This window comes from Palleronia pontilimi, from assembly GCF_016412875.1.
GTDB classification, from domain to species: domain Bacteria; phylum Pseudomonadota; class Alphaproteobacteria; order Rhodobacterales; family Rhodobacteraceae; genus Palleronia; species Palleronia pontilimi.
The window spans coordinates 377522-394121 of the sequence record NZ_JAEKPD010000002.1 but is presented as its reverse complement, the minus strand read 5'-3'; the positions used below and the strand labels follow the sequence as shown (position 1 = coordinate 394121).

Below are 16600 nucleotides of genomic sequence, written 5' to 3'. Positions count from 1 at the left end.
GTCAACCGGCCGCGATCTCCGGCTGATCCAGTGCCTGCCAGATGCCACGCGCGACGAGGTCGCGGATCACCTCCAACGTGATCCGCTCGACCTCCTGACTGGCCCGGGTCACCGGCTTGGCCGGGTTGCGCACCAGGTAGACCGGGCGCACCAGCGCGGGCTCGACGATCGGCGCCATGATCAGTTCGCCGCGTTCGACATAGTCGATGGCGGCGGCCGGCGCGAGGATGGTGTAGCCGCTGCCGCGCGCCACCATGGTCTTGATCTGGCCCAGCCCGTCCATCTCGGTGGCGACGTTCAGCACTACCCCGTGCGGCTTGATCGAGCGGTCGATCATCACACGCAGCCCGTGATGTGGCGAGGGCAGCACCAGCTCCGCCTTTGGCAGGTCGGTTACCGGCACCGGCGATCCGGCGCGCGTTTCAAAAGGCCAGGCGTCGGGGGCCGAGAAGAAATGCAGTTCCTCGGTCATCAACTGGCGATGGCTTAGGTGCCGCACCGCACTGATGTCGTAAAGCATCCCGAGGTCGACCGACTGATCCTCGAGCCATTCCTTGATGAACCCGCTCATCGCGTCGATGGCGCGCAGCCTGACCTTGGGCAGTTCCAACCGCACGGTCTCGGCCAGCGGCACCGACAGCACCATGGCGATGGAACTTGGCAGGCCAAAGGTCACTTCGCCCAGCGGCTCGCTGCCCGATTGCCGCACCGCCTCGCGGGCTTGGTCAAGGGCGGCGATGACCTCGCGCGCATGGCTCAGCAGCACTTCGCCCGACTGGGTCAGCGACACGCCCCTCGGCGAGCGGTCGAGCAGGGTCACGTCAAGCTCGCGTTCCAGCGCGATGACATGTTGGCTGAGCGAGGGCTGCGCCACGTTCACGCGCAGCGCAGCAGCCGAGAGCGAGCCCTCCTCGGCAATGGCGACGAAATATCGAAGCTGGCGGATATCCACGCGGCGCGGCCTCCCTGGATCATCATAATAGAATCATCTGGCAACTTGGCAAAGTCCCCTAATCTGCTGAGCAAATCGGCCCGAGTCGCACCGCACAATCCTCATGACGCCCCCGCGTCATAGCGTTTCGCTCTAGCCCTTGGACCGAATGCCTCTTTCCGCGCCCGTTCGCGCCCCTGCTATCACCAGGGCAACCCAGCGGAGGACAACAAGCCATGACCGAGATCATCCTGCACCACTACGACCTGTCGCCGTTCTCCGAAAAGATCCGGCTGGCACTAGGCTTCAAGGGCCTGCCCTGGAAGTCCGTCAAGGTCGACGCGGTGCCGCCGCGCCCGATGCTCGACGCGCTGACCGGCGGCTACCGCCGGGTCCCGGTGCTGCAGATCGGCGCCGACGTCTATTGCGACAGCGAGGTGATCTTTCGCGCGCTCGAGCGGCTGCAGCCCGCGCCGACGCTCTACCCCTCGGGCGAGGGTGTGGCCAAGGCGCTGTCGCACTGGTGGGACCGCGCCACCTGGAAGCCCGCCATCGGCATCCTGGTCGACTATATCGGCGAGCACCTGCCCGAGGCCTTTCTGAAGGACCGCAAGGAAAGCTACCTGGGCTACGACATCTCCAAGGACGCGATGGCGCCGATGCTGCCGGCCTACGTGCAGCAGATGACGGCCTTCGCCGAATGGCTCGACTCGATGCTGGCGGAAAACGGCGACTACCTGACCGGCGGCAAGCTTAGCGCGGCGGACCTGACCTGCCATCACTCCCTGTGGCTGCTGCGCGCCAATTGCGGCGCCGAGGCCATCGACGCGCAGCTTCGGCTCAGCCCGGCGGTCACCGCCTGGATGGGCCGGATCGCCGCCGTCGGTCACGGGCAATTCAGCGACATGACGCCGGAAGAGGCGCTGGCCGCCGCCAGGGCCGCCGAACCCGCCGACAGCTTCGCCGCAGACGCCGACCCGACCGGCCTGAACCCGGGCGCGCGCGTCACCGTGACCCCCAACGACAACGCGCGGGTCGCGGTCGAGGGCAGGCTGGTCGCGGCGGATGCGCAGGAGATCGTGATCGCCCGCGACAGCGCCGAGACCGGCACCGTCCACGTCCACTTTCCGCGCGCGGGCTTCGAGGTGCTGGCGGCCGCCGCCACCGCCCGCAGCGCCGCCTGAAACGCCCGAAATCAAGGAGAAGCCCATGACCGACATCGAAGCCAACCGCCAGCGCGCCAAGGACTATTTCAAGGCCTTCGCCACCAAGGACGCCGACTGGCTGGAGAAGAACGTGGCGAAAAGCTACGTGCGCCGTGACACCAACCTGCCGTTCGAAGTCAAGGGCCCCGACGGCGTTCTGCAGCTGGGCGACCTGCTGTTGGGCGCGTTCTCGGAGATCGACCTCGACATCCAGGACACCGTGGCCGAGGGCGACAAGGTGCTGGTGCGGCTGCAGTTCCGCGGCGTGCATTCCGGCGCGTTCGGCGACTACCCGGCCTCGAACAAGCGCTTCGACGTGATGGTGCTGGACCTGTTCCGCATGGAGAACGGCAAAATTGCCGAGCAGTGGCCGGCCATCGACAACATCGGTCTGCAGCAGCAGATCGGCCTATTGCCCTCGTAAGGAGAACATCGCGATGCGTCTGAAAGGCAAGACTGCCCTGGTGACCGGCGGCGGCGCGGGGTTCGGGGCCGAGATCGTCCGCAGTTTCGCCCGCGAAGGCGCGAAGGTGGTGATCCTCGACCTGAACGGCGAGGCCGCCGAGGCGACGGCGAAGGAGGTCGGCGACGCCGCCCGCGCCGTGACCGGCGACGTGACGCGCGCGGGCGACATCGAGAAGGCGGTGAATGCGGCGAAGGAGTTCGGCGGCCGTCTCGACATCGTCGTGAACAACGCCGGCTGGACGCATCGCAACAAGCCGATCCTCGACGTGACCGAAGAGGAATTCGACCGGGTCTACGCGATCAACGTCAAGTCGCTCTACCACATGACCAACGCCGCGGTGCCGGTGATGCGGGCGCAGGGCGGAGGGGTGATGATCAACATCGGCTCTACTGCCGGCATCCGCCCGCGACCGGGCCTCACCTGGTACAACTCCACCAAGGGTGCGGTGAATCTGCTGAGCCGCTCGATGGCGGTGGAACTGGCGCCCGATCGCATCCGCGTCAACTGCGTCGCGCCGGTGATGGGGGCGACGGGGCTTCTGGAGTCCTTCATGGGAATGCCCGATACCCCTGAGAACCGCGCGAAATTCATCTCAACCGTGCCGCTGGGCCGCCTGGCCGAGCCGAAGGACGTGGCCGGGGCTTGCCTCTACCTTGCCTCGGACGAGGCCGAGTTCATCACCGGCGTCGTGCTGGAGGTGGACGGGGGGCGAACGATCTAGGCCGATGGACTTGCCCGTCACATATCTTTTCGTGCCCGCCGACCGGCCCGACCGCTTCGCCAAGGCGCTGAGTTCGGGCGCCGACATGGCGATCCTCGACCTGGAAGATGCGGTGCGCCCCGAAGCCAAGCCAGCCGCGCGTCAGGCGCTGGTGGCGGCAGACCTGGACTGGACCCGGGTGGCGGTGCGGGTCAACCCGGCCGGCTCGGCCTTCTGGTCGGACGACCTGCAGGCGGTGGCGAAGACCGGCGCAGCGGCCGTGATCGTGCCGAAGGCAGAGCGGACAGAGGATCTGGGCGACGCGCGCAGGCGGATCGGCCGGGACATCGAAATCCTGCCGCAGATCGAGACCGCCCGAGGTCTCGACGGGGTCGATGCCCTGCTTTCCGCGCCGGGCGTGCGCCGGGTTGCATTCGGGCATCTCGATTTCGCGCTCGACATGGGCTCTGCCACGGATTGGGACAGTCTGAGCCTTGCGCGGCAGCACCTCGTCTGGCGGTCGCGTGTCGCGGGCCGGGCCGCGCCAGTCGATAGCGTCACCCCGGAACTCGACAAAGACACGACCCGGCGCGAGGCCGAGGCCGCACGTGCGCTCGGCTTCGGCGGCAAGCTGCTGATCCATCCGAACCAGATTGGGCCGGTCAGGGCGGCTTTTTCGCCTGATGCGGATCAGCTTGCCTGGGCACGACGCGTGATCGAGACGCTCGAGGCCGGTGGAAAGGGCGCTGTGGCGCTCGACGGCCGCATGATCGACAAACCCGTGGAAGATGCCGCCCGGCGCATACTTTCCCAAGCGCAAACCCTGTAGGAGCCCCCAATGCTCGATCTTCCCGCAAAAATCGAGGGTTACGGCACGATCCGCGCGTACCGCGCGGCGGACGCCGCGCCACAGACCGGCAAAGTCGCCCGCCGGTCCAAGCTGCTCCCCGACCTGGGCGCCGCCATCGACGCCTGCGAGCTGAAAGACGGCGCGACGGTCTCGTTTCACCACCATTTGCGTAACGGTGACGAAGTGCTGAACCTGGTGATGGAGGCGCTGGCGCGGCGCGGGCTGAAGAACCTGCACGTGGCCGCCACCTCGATCTTCCCGGTGCATGCGCCCTTGGTAGGTCATATCGAAAACGGAACGGTGGGCCGGATTTCCGCAAGCTTCATCTCCGGACCCGTGGGCGAGGCCGTCGCCCGCGGCGCCCTTGCCGAGCCGGTGGTGCTGCGCACTCATGGCGGCCGCGCCCGCGTGCTGGATCAGGGCGAGTTGAAGGTGGATGCCGCCTTCGTTGCCGCGCCGGCCGCAGACGAGCTTGGCAACATCTCTGGCCGCACCGGCCGGACTGCGTGCGGTACGCTGGGATACCCGATGGCCGACGTCGAGGTTGCCCGCAACGTCGTCGCCGTGACCGACAGCCTGGTTCCGTTCCCGGCTCAGCCAATCGACATCCCGCAGGGCAAGGTCGATTTCGTCGTGGCGATTGACCGGATCGGCGACGCGAACGGCATCGCCTCCGGCACGACGAAACCGGCCGAAGACAAGGTGAGCCTGGCTATCGGCGAACATGCCGCCGCCGCCATTTCGGCAAGCGGTCTGCTGAGGGAAGGCTTCTCGTTCCAGACCGGCGCCGGCGGGGTCTCGCTGGCCACAGCCTCCGCCGTGAGACAGGAAATGGCGACCAAAGGCGTGACCGGCAGCTTCTGCGCGGGCGGCATCACCGGGTTCCACGTCGACATGCTCAACGCGGGCCTGTTCCGGACGCTGATGGATGTGCAGTGCTTCGACCTCGCGGCCGTGCGATCCTACCAGACGGACCCGCGCCACCAGGCCATGTCCGCCGCAATCTATGCCGGTCCGCATGTCGGCGGCGCGGTGGTCGATCGGGTCGACGCAGTAATCCTGGGCGCGACCGAGGTCGATCTCGACTTCAACGTCAACGTCACCACCAAGGCCGGCGGCGAGATCATTGGCGGTTCGGGCGGGCATGCAGACGTAGCGGCCGGCGCCCGACTGACCATCGTCACGACGCGGCTGACCGCCGCGGGCTACGCGAAGATAGTTCCGGCCGTCGGCACCTTGACGACACCCGGCGCGACGGTGGACGTTGTGGTGACCGATGCCGGCATCGCCGTGAACCCGCTGCGCGCCGATCTGGCTCAGCGGCTGCGCGGGGCCGGGCTGCCGGTGGTGGCAATCGACGCGCTGGCGGCGCAGGCTGCGGCCACCGCGACGCGCCCGACGCCGCCGCGGGCGACCGGCCGGGTGGTCGCCGTCTCGGAGTACCGCGACGGCAGCGTGACCGACGTTGTGCGCCAGATCGAGGAGTGAGGGCAATGACCGTGATCCGCGAAGCCGACTTGATCGACAGCATTGCGGATGCGCTTCAATTCGTCTCGTACTACCACCCGCCCAATTTCATCCGAGCCATGGCCGCCGCCTGGGAGCGCGAGGAAAGCCGGGGGGCCAAGGACGCGATGGCGCAGATCCTGGTGAACTCGCGCATGGCTGCGCTCGGCCGCCGCCCCATCTGCCAGGACACCGGGACTGCCAACGTATTCATCAAGATCGGGCACCGCGCGCGGCTCGACCTGTCGCGGCCGCTGCAGGAGGTCGTCGACGAGGCGACGCGGCTGGCCTACATGCTCGACAGCAACCCACTGCGCGCGTCGGTCGTTGTGGACCCGCTGGGCACGCGCAAGAACTCCGGCGACAACACGCCGGCGATGCTCTCGGTCGAGCTGGCCGAGGGCGACACCGTCGAGGTCCATGTCTCGGCCAAGGGCGGTGGGTCCGAGAACAAGGCGAAGTTCGCGGTGCTGAACCCGTCGGATTCGATTGCGGACTGGGTCGTGAAAACGGTCGAGGGCCTGGGCGCCGGCTGGTGCCCGCCCGGTATCCTCGGCATAGGCGTCGGCGGCTCGGCGGACAAGGCGATGGCCCTGGCCAAGAAGGCTTTGAACGACCCCATCGACATGGCCGACCTGCGCCGCCGCGGCCCGCACGACCGTACCGAAGAGCTGCGGCTGGAAATCCACGACCGGATCAACGCGCTTGGCATCGGCGCGCAGGGCCTGGGCGGCGTCACCACCGTGCTCGATGTGAAGATACGTAGCTTCCCGACCCACGCCGCCAGCCTGCCCGTCGGCCTGATCCCAAACTGCGCCGCCACCCGGCACGTCCATTTCGCGCTCGACGGTTCCGGCCCTGCCCAGCTCGATCCGCCCGATTTGTCCGACTGGCCCGAGATCCTGCTCGACATGGCCGGAGCCGGGTCGCGGCGCATCGACCTCGACAACCTGAGCGACGAAGTTATCGCCTCGCTGACCCCGGGCGAAACGATCCTACTCAATGGAACACTCTACACCGGCCGCGACGCGGCGCACAAACGCATGGCGGCGATGCTCGACAAGGACGAGCCTCTGCCCGTCAACCTGAGGGGCCGGGCGATCTATTACGTCGGGCCGGTCGATGCCGTGGGTGTCGAAGTGATCGGTCCCGCCGGACCCACCACCTCGACCCGCATGGACAAGTTCACCGACCGCATCCTGGCCGAAACCGGGCTCAAACTGATGATCGGCAAGGCCGAGCGCGGCCCCGAGGCCATCGAGGCCATCGCCCGGCACCAGGCCGCCTACCTGATCGCCGTGGGCGGCGCCGCCTATCTGGTGTCCAAGGCGATCCGCGAAGCCCGTCCGGTGGCCTTTCAGGACCTGGGGATGGAGGCGATCTACAAGCTGCGCGTCCAGGACATGCCGGTCACGGTCGCGGTCGACACGCAAGGCAACTCGATCCACAAGATCGGCCCGGCGCGCTGGCGCCGCGAGAGAGTGCCCGCCTGAAAACCCGAGCCGCCTGCAGAAACACGCCCTCAGGGCATCCAAGGCAGCTTGCTCAACTGATCAATTTGTCCTTGGGCGTTGTTATTGAATCCAATCGCCAACCATTGGACAGACTTTGGCTCGCTGGAATATGTCGGCTTTGGCGCGCAATACAGACACCCGCACGATCTGCGGCATTGGTCAAATTGGGCTCATAGTACGAATTCGTCGCAGTTTGAACGAACGACGGCTTCAGGGAACCGATGTACCTTCTCGTGCAGAACCGCCCCAGAAGAAGCGGCGCACTGGGGTCCGATCACCAGAAAAAGTGGCTGCTATACCGTCCTTGGTCAGCGGCCGGAGGATCGAGGGATACAGAGGCGAAAGCGCTCGCATGTCTGAGTAGAGTAGCGGGCCGGCAAACCGGCGTCCGAAAGTTACAACATTTTTTACAACATGCCCTATCAGGCCCTGGCAAAGCCTTCAGAACAAAACGGGAAATTCGAACTACCTGTTCCATCCATCATAGGGGCACAGGATAATCTAGCGTGTTGATTTATTTGCATTTTTTGTGTATCTTCAAACTGTTGGCGGCGGATGCTGCTACGCTGGAATACGCCCCAATATCCCCGAATTTGCCCCTCTACGACGACTCATTGCACACACAGCGCACACGAAAATGGCCTCCATAACCAAGCTCCCCTCCGGTGCCTGACCTGCGTCCAGATCAGACGAAAGGGCCGCTAGTCGAGAGGGAGTTCCTCCGCCGCGACGACGCCCATCGCTTGGCCCGGCAGCCGGAGACCCGGGTCGATCAGGGGCTGGCGCCGAACAAGTCGTCCGTTTCCCGCCTCCAGACCTTTGGCGACCTCATCGACCTTCATATAACCGATATGTGCGAGGTAGGGAAACCGCCGCGTCGCAGCAAGGCCGCCACGCTCACGACGCTCAAGCGCGATCTCGGCAAGGAGAAGATCGGGCACCTCGATCGGCAGAAGCTTATCGACTACGGGAAGATGCGCGCGGAGTTAGGTGAGGCGCGTCCTGCAAATCGGTTCGGGGGACCGATCTGAGCGCCGAACGGTTTGGTGACGCTCGGGATCGACATCGGCGTGATCAAGATGATCATCACCCATGCGGCGGCTGTGCATGGCCTCGATATCTCTCCGGAGCCCGTCGATCTGGCGCATATCGCGCTGAAGAGGCTGGGGCTGATCGGCAAGGGCACGGAGAGGGATCGGCGCCCTAATACGGACGAATTGAACCGCCTGTTCCGTTGCTTCGATGACAACGAACGCCTGACGACACCCATGACGCGGATCGTGAAGTTCGCGGACAATTTTTGGCTCAGACGTACTCTCGCAAGTGTCTGATAAGCGAAACATAGAGGGTAATTTCGGCCTGAGCAGCACGCGGAGCATTAGATGTTCGCCCTCGATGCCGAACTGTTTCAACATGGTATAATCCAGTCCGGCCAATTTCGGCTGTTTCCAGTTCTACTTGCTCGCCCTTACCAGGGACAGTCAGGAACCCAAACGTCTTCATTCCAAAGTTAGTCTTGATCTGGTCGGGTTCGTCACGATCAATTTCGAAGACGTTGACCTCGATCATTTTCACTCCACTCATCCGCTCGCTCCTATTTTTGCATCAGCGTACCCGTACAATGTACCTATAGCCAACGGTCATCCTAACGCCCGTATTGCCATCGAACAGGTCGCCCTTGTCACCGGTCACAAGGACTGGAAGATGCTGTGCCGCTACACGCATATCAGGCCTGAAGCCCTGCATAGGCTGGCCGCCTCGCGCGCGCCATTCCCGTCCGGGAACCTCGCGGCCGAGTGAACGGAGAGTCAAAGGGACGCCGTCCCGGCCCCTGACGGGTTTGGAGGTCGAGAGAGAGGCTCCCGGACGCCCGTCGCGGAGGTTTCCAAATGAACACCGAAATCATCGATGCCGGGCGTGCCATGAGCGGCGGCTACAAGGTGGATGTGTCGCGCAGGGCGAACGTGGACCGCGTGTCGTCCGAATGGTTCTCGCGACCGGACGACGAACGGTATCTGTCGCTCTATGATCTGTTCGCCTCGGTGAAAACCCGCGCTGAGCAGAGCCGGACGCGCACCGTTGCAAGTGCCGCGATCCGGGTCGAAGCGCATCGCGACAATCCGGAGCGGCTGGGTCTGATCCTGCCGGACACTGACGAACCCATTGCCTCGACACATTGGTCCTTCGCCCAACTCTCGAGCCTCGAGGGCGCTCCTGCGGACTATCTGCTCCGACTGCCTGCACCACTGGCGGGCATCAACCTACAACACCGCCTGACCAACCACCGGACCGAGCAGATCAAGACCATGGAGGTCGCGAATGGCCGCACGGAACTGCGCGCGGTGACCGGCCCCGACTATGGTCGCATCTACGACCACGAGCTGGTCTCCGCCGTACAGCGCATCGCAGGCAACGTTACCGGCGAAACGCGCTGGAAGGTGCCGGGCGTGCTCGACTGATCCGGCAAAGGACGTCGGACCCGAATCGGGGAAACGCCGGGGAACGCCGAACGGTTCGGGCCTGGCGGCGTCGCGCCGTACGGACCGGGCAAATGCGTTGGACTTTTCGCGCTGGAATCGCGCTGGCAGACGCCCGTGTCCGGAGCTGGGTCAGTCCATCGCGTCGTGGATCGCCTGGATAAGGACCTCTTCCGGTGCGGGCTTGGCGATCAGTTGCACGTCCAGCCGCCGCGCGAAGGGCCGCAGCTTTTCCGAAAGCCCGGAATGCAGGATGAACGGGATCTCCTGCTGCTTCAGCCCTGCGGCGACGGGCTCGGTCGTCCCGTCGGTCAGGCTGTAATCCAGCACGACCGCATCCCAGCCTTCGCCCTGGGCCGCGCTGTCTATCAGCCTCAGGGCATCGGCCCGCGAGCGCACCGGACCCTCAACGGTCGCACCGGCGGCATGCAGCGTCTCGATCACATCGAGCGCGATCAAGGGTTCGTCCTCGATCAACAGGATTTTCGCCCCCTGGAGGGTCATGGTCGTTTCCTTCGACAAGGTCTGGCAACTGCAGGACAAACTGCCTTACTCTGCGGTGTCCGAGATACGGTTGTTATGTGGGCAACGCGCCAACGGGCCAAATGGTTACATCCCGACGTGAATCCCATTCGCGATGCCCGGGACCCGCCCACCTGAAGGGACACGCTGCGTGCCGAAGGCAAACATGAGCCAGACCGATGAAAGTGCGCAGATCGCCGCGCTGAACAAGGTCATTCTTCGATCGATCGTCGACCATGCGGTCGTGACGCTGGATGCGAACGGGATCATCACCAGTTGGAACGAGGGGGCGGAGCGAATCCTCGGCTGGTCCGAAGAGGAAATCGTCGGACAATCCGCCGACCTGTTCTTCACGGATGAAGACACGGAACGGAACCGAGCCGAAACCGAGATGCGCCTTGCGCTCGAGGAAGGCCGAGCCGAGGACGTGCGGTGGCACGTGCGCAAGGACGGCGTGAAGTTCTGGGGCAGCGGCCTGATGATGCCGCTTCTGAAAGAGACCGACGTAGGCGGCGATGCGGTTCAGAACCCCGCCAAGATCGACGGTTTCGTGAAGATTTTCCGGGACAGGACCGCCGAGCGCGAAGCCAGCCGCCGCATCGCCAAGCTGCAGGACCGCGCGCGCCTGGCGATGCGGCGCTCGGGCACGGTGGGCGTTTTCGACAACGACCTGAAGCGGGACATCATCGTCGGCGACGAGACCTGCGCGCGCCTGCATTCGGTGGACGTGGACCTGTCCGAACAAGGCGCCAGGGTGGCCGATTTCATGAAGGGCATCGTCGAGGAGGACCGCCCGAAAGCACAGCGCGCCCTTGACGCCGCCGTGGACGAGGGCCTGGACGTGGACGTGACCTATCGCGTCTCGACCGAAGGACCCAAGCCGACCTGGATACAGTCCCAGGGCACCGTGCAGTTCGGCGAAGACGGCAAACCCGAGCGCCTGATCGGCATCGTGGTGGATGTGACCGAGCAGCGGGAACATCTGCGGATGCAGGAGGCCCGGCTGGAATTCGCGGATCACGTGCGCGACATCACCGACCGTGTCGAGATCGCGAAACTCGCCTCGCGCGTCATTGCCGAGACGATTTATGCGGATCGCGTGGGGCACGGGCTGGTCGGCGACGACGGCGACACGATCTTCGTCGAGGCCGACTGGAACGGGCCGCGCAGCGTCAGCGTGACCGGGCGCCACACGCTCAGCGATTTCGGCAGATACGCCGAGACGCTGCGACAGGGCCACGACGTCATCATAGATGACGCAGCCAACGATGCCCGCGTCGACCGCCCCGATCTTCTGGCCGAGCTGGGGGTGGGGTCGCTGGTGAACCTGCCACTGATGGAGCATGGCAAGCTGAAGGCGGTCATGTTCGTGAACGATGCCTCTGTCCGGCACTGGACGGAAGCGGAAATCACCTTTCTCGGCGCGATGTTCGACCGGACCTATGCCGCGATCGACCGCATGCGGTTCGAGACCGAGCGGGACGCGCTGACCGAGGAGTTGGCGCATCGGATGAAGAACGTGCTGACCATGGCGCAGATCGTCGTCAAGCAAAGCCTGCGCGGCGTGAAGGGGGTGGAACACCAGAAACGGGCGATCGAGGCGCGCTTCATGGCGCTTGCATCCGCGCAGGACGTGCTGACGCGGTCGCAGGAAAAGGACGCCGACATCCGCTCGGTGATCGACACGACGCTTGCGCCGCATATTCCCGACAGGTCCCGCATCAGCATCACGGGGCCGTCCTGTGCGCTGGATTCCCAGCAGGTCATCGGACTGACCCTGGCGCTGCACGAGCTTGCGACGAACGCCGCGAAATACGGCGCGTTCTCGAACGACGTGGGCACCGTCGCGATCGACTGGCAGAACGACGGGGGCCGGTTCCGGTTTCAATGGATCGAATCCGGGGGGCCGAAGGTCGCCGCGCCCGAAAACGAGGGGTTCGGATCCATCATCCTGCAAAGGATCTCGGGGAGTTATTTCGACGGGCAGTCGGTCCTGCGGTTCGATGAAGGGGGTGTTCGTTTCACGATCGAGAAAGCGTGAATGGTCATGCCGCCGTGACCTGGGGATCGCGGTCCGCGGGGATCGGGTTTCGCACGCTCGGGAAGGCGCGCGGTCAGGGTTTCGCGTCCACCATTTCCGCCGCGCGCTGACGGAGCTCGTATTTCTGGATCTTGCCGGTCGCGCTTTTGGGCAGCTCGTCCACCACCACGACGCGCGCGGGCACCTTGAACCCGGCCATATGCGCCCGGCAATGGTCCACCAGGTCGTCGCCGCTGACCTTCGCGCCCGCTTTCAGGGCGACGAACGCGCAGGGGGTTTCGCCCCATTTCTCGGACGGTGCGGCGACCACCGCCGCTTCCATCACCGCGTCGTGGCGGGTCAGGATCTCTTCGATCTCGACCGAACTGATGTTTTCGCCGCCCGAGATGATCACGTCCTTCAAGCGGTCCTTGATCTCGAGCATCCCGTCCGGATGGTGCACGGCCAGGTCGCCGGAATGGAACCAGCCCCCCGCGAAGGCGCGCGCGGTCTCGTCGGGGTCTTGCAGATACCCCATCATCACGGTGTTCGAGCGCAGCTGGATCTCCCCCAGCGCGTCGCCGTCCCGGGCACCCGGCGCGCCAGTTTCGGGCGATGCGATGCGATAGTCGGTCAGCAGCGGGTGACCGATGCCCTGGCGGGCCATCTGCCGCGCGCGTTCGTCAAGGGGGGCGTCCGATTCCGGGTCCGGTGCATTGATGGTGGCGGGTCCGTAGGTTTCGGTCAGCCCGTAAAGGTGGGTGACCGAAAACCCCAGATCCTCCATCCCGGCGATGACCGTGGAGGACGGCGGCGCACCGCCGGTGGCGATCTTCACCCGGGCCGTGGGACGGCGGATCACGGACGGGTCGGCGTGGATCAGGGTGTTCATCACCACGGGCGCGGCGCAGCAATGGGTCACGCGCTCGTCGACGATCAAATCGAAGATCGCGGCCGCGGCGACCTGGCGCAGGCAGATATGGGTCCCGCCCGCCAGGGTCACGGCCCAGGTGTGGGACCAGCCCGAGCAATGGAACATCGGCAGGATCCACAGGTAGTTCGTCCATGCGTCCATCCCGAAGGTCAGCGCATTGGCCGTGGCGTTCAGGTAGGCGCCCCGATGGGAATAGACGACGCCCTTGGGGTCGCCCGTCGTGCCGGAGGTGTAGTTGATCGCGATGGGGGACCATTCGTCCGCGGGAAGCATCAGGCTTGTTTCCGGATCGCCTTCCCGCAGCAGGTCGTCATAGGTGACGGCCCCTTCGGGCACCCCGGCACCGGCTGCGGGATCGGCGACGACGACGACATCGGGCGGGGCGTCCATCGCGGCGCGGGCCTGCTCGACCACGTCCAGGAAGTCGGGATCGACCAGGATCAGCTTCGCGCGGCAATGGCCGAGGATATAGGCCACCGTCGCCGCGTCGAGCCGGATGTTGATCGGATTGAGCACCGCGCCCGCGGCGGGCACCGCGTAATGGGCTTCCAGCATCGCGGGCACGTTCGGGGCCATGATCGACACCACGTCGCCAGCCCCGATACCGCGCGCCGCCAGCGCCGAGGTCACGCGCGCCACCCGGTCGTGCATCTGGGCATAGCTCAGCCGCAGGTCATGGTAGACGATCGCGGTCCGGTCGGCATGGGTATGGGCGGTCTGCTGCAGGAACGACACGGGCGACAGCGGCACGAAATTCGCCGCGCATTTATCCAGCCCTGCGAAAAGATCATCGGACATGGGGATCTCCTTGGATGGGGGGCGTGGGTGCAGGGATGTTGGTCGGGTGCCGTGGCCCGGTGCGGCGGCGCATCTTACCGCTCCGCGGACGTTTCGTCGCGCGCCGCGAGCACGGCGGGTTTCACGCGCGCCAGCCGCGCGCGGGTCTGCATCCACAGGATCCGGCGGGCGGCGTCGTGACCGTCCTGGCCGGGGTCGAAACGGCCCTGGCGCAAGCCGTCGGCGAAATCGGCGTTGAGCCTGGCCAGATCGTCGGTGTCGCAGTCCAGCAGGGCGCGCAACGCCGCGCGTTCGGCGGCGTCCGCGCCGTCGTCGCCTTCCAGGTCGCGCAGGGCGATGCCAAGGGCGTTGGCCACCATCGCGCCCGCGTAGGCCGCATCGCCCGAAAGCTGGGGCAGGATCGCCGCCTTCAATTCCGCGCGGGCGGTGGCGATCAGGTCGGCGGTGAACGGGGCGTCACGCATGAAGCTCTCCGGTCTGGTCCAGGATGTCGATCTCGAGGGTCGGAACCACGTGGCGGGTCAACGCGAGTTCGAGCGACCGCTCGCCGTCCTGCAGGAACCGATCCCCCTGGCGCAGCGCGATCACGGCCCAGCGGACGGTCGCCAGCATTTCCCAGAAGGGCACGGCGTCGCGGTCGATGACGGGGCCCGCGATGTCTTCGTAGCCCGCGTAGAACTCGGCGCGCGGCCCGATCCCGCCCGCTTCGCGATCGTCCTGGCCGAAACGCCAGCATTTCGCGCAGAACCAGCCCAGATCGGCGTGGCGATCGCCCCAGCCCGCGAATTCCCAGTCCAGGATCGCGGGCGTGCCGTCGGGCCCCAGTATGTAGTTGCCGGTCCGAAAATCGTTGTGGCAGAGCACCAGCGCATCCGGTGCAGGCGGTGCGTTCAGCTCCAGCCAGCGCACGCCCCATTCGATCACCGGCTGCGGCCGCTCGCTGGCATCCAGGGCGGCGCGAAACTCGGCCACGCGGTCCTTGGCGGGCGACTCATCGGGCAAGTCCAGGAACCCGAGCCCTTCGGCGCCGGGCGTGATCGAATGGATCCGCGCCAGTTCCGCCCCGAGCGCCCGGGCCAGCGGCGCCCCGGTCAGGTCGCCGCGGGTGATCTTGCGCGGATCGGCCTGACCGGCGACGCGCTGCATCAGGAAGAACGGGCGGTCCATCCCCGCGACGTCCCGTCCCAGCAGAAGCGGCTTCGGCACCGCGACCCCGGCCGCGTGCGCGGCGGAAAACAGGGCGTATTCCTCGGCCCGGCCGTGGCTTTGCGGGATCGACGACGGCGCATCGGTGCGCAGCACCGTTTCCAGGTGATCGGTCCGACCGTCGCGCGTCACCGCGAGATCGAGCGCCCAGTTTTCCTGGATGGCACCGCCCGACATCATCGACGCGCCCGACGCCGTCACCGCATCGGCCTTCCAGGCCTCGGCGACGAACCGCTCGACCGCGGCGGTTTCAAGTGTCATCGGGGGTGCCCCAGTGCCAGAAGTCCCGCCGCATGTCGCGCAGCGTGCGCGAGATGACCATCTTGTGCACCTCGGATGCCCCGTCGACCAGCCGGGCCTGGCGCGCGTAGCGATACATCCACTCGAGCGGGATATCCTTGGAATATCCAAGCCCGCCATTGAGTTGCAGGGACGTATCCACGGCCTTGTGCAGGATATCGGCGACCTGGATCTTGGCCATGGAGATTTCCTTGCGGGCGTAGTCGCCCTGGTCGATCATCCAGGCGGCCTTCATGGTCAGCAAGCGCCCGATCTCGATGCCCATGGCGGCTTCGGCCAGTTGCAGCTGCACGCTTTCGCGGTCGATCAGCTTCTGCCCGAAACTTTCGCGATCCTCGACGTAGGCCATGCCAAGCTCCATCGCGCGCTTGGCCATGCCCAGCCAGCGCATGCAATGGGTCAGCCGCGCCTTGCCCAGCCGGATCTGGGTGACTTTCAGCCCGTCGCCCACTTCCAGCAGGCGGTTCGAATCGGGGATCTCGAGCCCGTCGAACCGCAGCTCGCAATGGCCGCCATGCTCTTCGGGGCCCATGATCGGAATCCGGCGCACGATTTCCCACCCCGGCTGGTCGGCGTGGAACAGGAACGCGGTCAGGCCCTTGCGATCGTCGTCGGAGGTGCGCGCGATGACGATGAAATGCTTCGCGACGCCCGCGCCGGTGGTCCACCACTTGCGCCCCTTGATGATCCACTTGTCGCCGTCGCGGGTGGCGGTCGTGTAGGTCAGCGACGGGTCCGAGCCGCACCCGCCATCGGGTTCGGTCATGGCGAAGGACGACCGCACGCTGCCATCCACGATCGGCTTCAGGAATTCCTCCTTCTGCGCCTCGGTGCCGACCTTCGACAGGACCCACATATTGCCGTCGTCGGGGGCGGCGCAGTTGAAGCAGACGGGGCCGAAGATCGAGCGGTTCATCTCTTCGTAGACGGCGGCCATCGCCACGGTCGAGAGCGCCCGCCCGCCGTATTCGACCGGCACCTGCGGCGCCCAGAGGCCCGCATCCTTGGCCTTTTGCTGCAGGCGGGCGAGCGGCGCGTCGGCGATGTTCTCGTGCGCGTCCCAGTTGGCGCGGTCGGCTTCGACCGGCAATATCTCGTCGTTGACGAATGCGGCGACGCGACGTCTGAGGTCGTCGTCCTCGGGGCTGAGCGCGAAATCCATGGTTCTACC

At 65.9% G+C, this 16600-nt stretch carries 16 protein-coding genes and 1 pseudogene; 11 read left to right on the top strand and 6 right to left on the bottom strand.

The window, feature by feature from the left end:
* Window position 1: 1 nt before the first annotated feature.
* On the bottom strand, window positions 2-952 hold the full coding sequence (locus ILP92_RS04680) for a LysR family transcriptional regulator (RefSeq protein ID WP_198915198.1): 951 nt from the start codon (window positions 950-952) through the stop codon (window positions 2-4).
* Window positions 953-1167: 215 nt separating this feature from the next.
* Between ILP92_RS04680 and ILP92_RS04675 the strand changes: the two genes are divergently transcribed.
* From ILP92_RS04675 to ILP92_RS04635, 10 genes and pseudogenes are all read left to right on the top strand, one after another.
* Entirely contained in the window at window positions 1168-2115 is a 948-nt protein-coding gene (locus ILP92_RS04675; protein WP_198915197.1) for a glutathione S-transferase family protein, read from the top strand.
* 25 nt (window positions 2116-2140) lie between these two features.
* The gene (locus ILP92_RS04670; RefSeq protein ID WP_198915196.1) at window positions 2141-2560 is read left to right on the top strand and encodes an ester cyclase; all 420 of its coding nucleotides are present in this window, start codon (window positions 2141-2143) and stop codon (window positions 2558-2560) included.
* A gap of 13 nt (window positions 2561-2573) precedes the next feature.
* Complete coding sequence (locus ILP92_RS04665) at window positions 2574-3323, top strand: SDR family oxidoreductase (protein ID WP_198915195.1); 750 nt, start codon at window positions 2574-2576, stop codon at window positions 3321-3323.
* Window positions 3324-3354: 31 nt separating this feature from the next.
* Window positions 3355-4131, top strand: a complete 777-nt coding sequence (locus ILP92_RS04660) for an HpcH/HpaI aldolase/citrate lyase family protein (RefSeq protein WP_368667837.1) — start codon at window positions 3355-3357, stop codon at window positions 4129-4131.
* Between the two features lie 9 nt (window positions 4132-4140).
* Complete coding sequence (gene citF, locus ILP92_RS04655; protein ID WP_198915193.1) at window positions 4141-5640, top strand: citrate lyase subunit alpha; 1500 nt, start codon at window positions 4141-4143, stop codon at window positions 5638-5640.
* A gap of 5 nt (window positions 5641-5645) precedes the next feature.
* The gene (locus ILP92_RS04650; RefSeq protein WP_198915192.1) at window positions 5646-7151 is read left to right on the top strand and encodes a fumarate hydratase; all 1506 of its coding nucleotides are present in this window, start codon (window positions 5646-5648) and stop codon (window positions 7149-7151) included.
* A gap of 686 nt (window positions 7152-7837) precedes the next feature.
* Entirely contained in the window at window positions 7838-8203 is a 366-nt protein-coding gene (locus tag ILP92_RS18405; protein ID WP_235971078.1) for a hypothetical protein, read from the top strand.
* 15 nt (window positions 8204-8218) lie between these two features.
* Window positions 8219-8503 carry a hypothetical protein gene (locus ILP92_RS18400; RefSeq protein WP_235971076.1) on the top strand — a complete coding sequence of 95 codons (285 nt, stop codon included), beginning with the start codon at window positions 8219-8221 and terminating at the stop codon, window positions 8501-8503.
* Window positions 8504-8630: 127 nt separating this feature from the next.
* The gene (locus ILP92_RS18395; RefSeq protein WP_235971074.1) at window positions 8631-8972 is read left to right on the top strand and encodes a hypothetical protein; all 342 of its coding nucleotides are present in this window, start codon (window positions 8631-8633) and stop codon (window positions 8970-8972) included.
* 89 nt (window positions 8973-9061) lie between these two features.
* A pseudogene (locus ILP92_RS04635) lies at window positions 9062-9628 on the top strand (DUF932 domain-containing protein); the annotation flags it as partial.
* A 153-nt stretch (window positions 9629-9781) separates the two neighbouring features.
* Here ILP92_RS04635 and ILP92_RS04630 read toward each other — a convergent pair.
* Window positions 9782-10153 carry a response regulator gene (locus ILP92_RS04630; RefSeq protein ID WP_198915191.1) on the bottom strand — a complete coding sequence of 124 codons (372 nt, stop codon included), beginning with the start codon at window positions 10151-10153 and terminating at the stop codon, window positions 9782-9784.
* 184 nt (window positions 10154-10337) lie between these two features.
* On the opposite strand from ILP92_RS04630, the gene ILP92_RS04625 reads away from it, so the two are divergent.
* Window positions 10338-12212 carry a PAS domain-containing sensor histidine kinase gene (locus tag ILP92_RS04625; protein ID WP_198915190.1) on the top strand — a complete coding sequence of 625 codons (1875 nt, stop codon included), beginning with the start codon at window positions 10338-10340 and terminating at the stop codon, window positions 12210-12212.
* 73 nt (window positions 12213-12285) lie between these two features.
* Here ILP92_RS04625 and ILP92_RS04620 read toward each other — a convergent pair whose 3' ends face one another.
* The 4 genes from ILP92_RS04620 to ILP92_RS04605 form a co-directional block, all read right to left on the bottom strand.
* On the bottom strand, window positions 12286-13923 hold the full coding sequence (locus ILP92_RS04620) for an AMP-binding protein (RefSeq protein WP_198915189.1): 1638 nt from the start codon (window positions 13921-13923) through the stop codon (window positions 12286-12288).
* Between the two features lie 74 nt (window positions 13924-13997).
* On the bottom strand, window positions 13998-14387 hold the full coding sequence (locus ILP92_RS04615; protein ID WP_198915188.1) for a DUF6285 domain-containing protein: 390 nt from the start codon (window positions 14385-14387) through the stop codon (window positions 13998-14000).
* Window positions 14380-15390 (bottom strand): phosphotransferase family protein, encoded by a 1011-nt coding sequence (locus ILP92_RS04610; protein WP_198915187.1) that lies wholly within the window; start codon window positions 15388-15390, stop codon window positions 14380-14382. The genes ILP92_RS04615 and ILP92_RS04610 overlap by 8 nt, the downstream gene beginning before the upstream one ends.
* Entirely contained in the window at window positions 15380-16591 is a 1212-nt protein-coding gene (locus ILP92_RS04605; protein WP_198915186.1) for an acyl-CoA dehydrogenase family protein, read from the bottom strand. The genes ILP92_RS04610 and ILP92_RS04605 overlap by 11 nt, the downstream gene beginning before the upstream one ends.
* Window positions 16592-16600 lie beyond the last annotated feature (9 nt).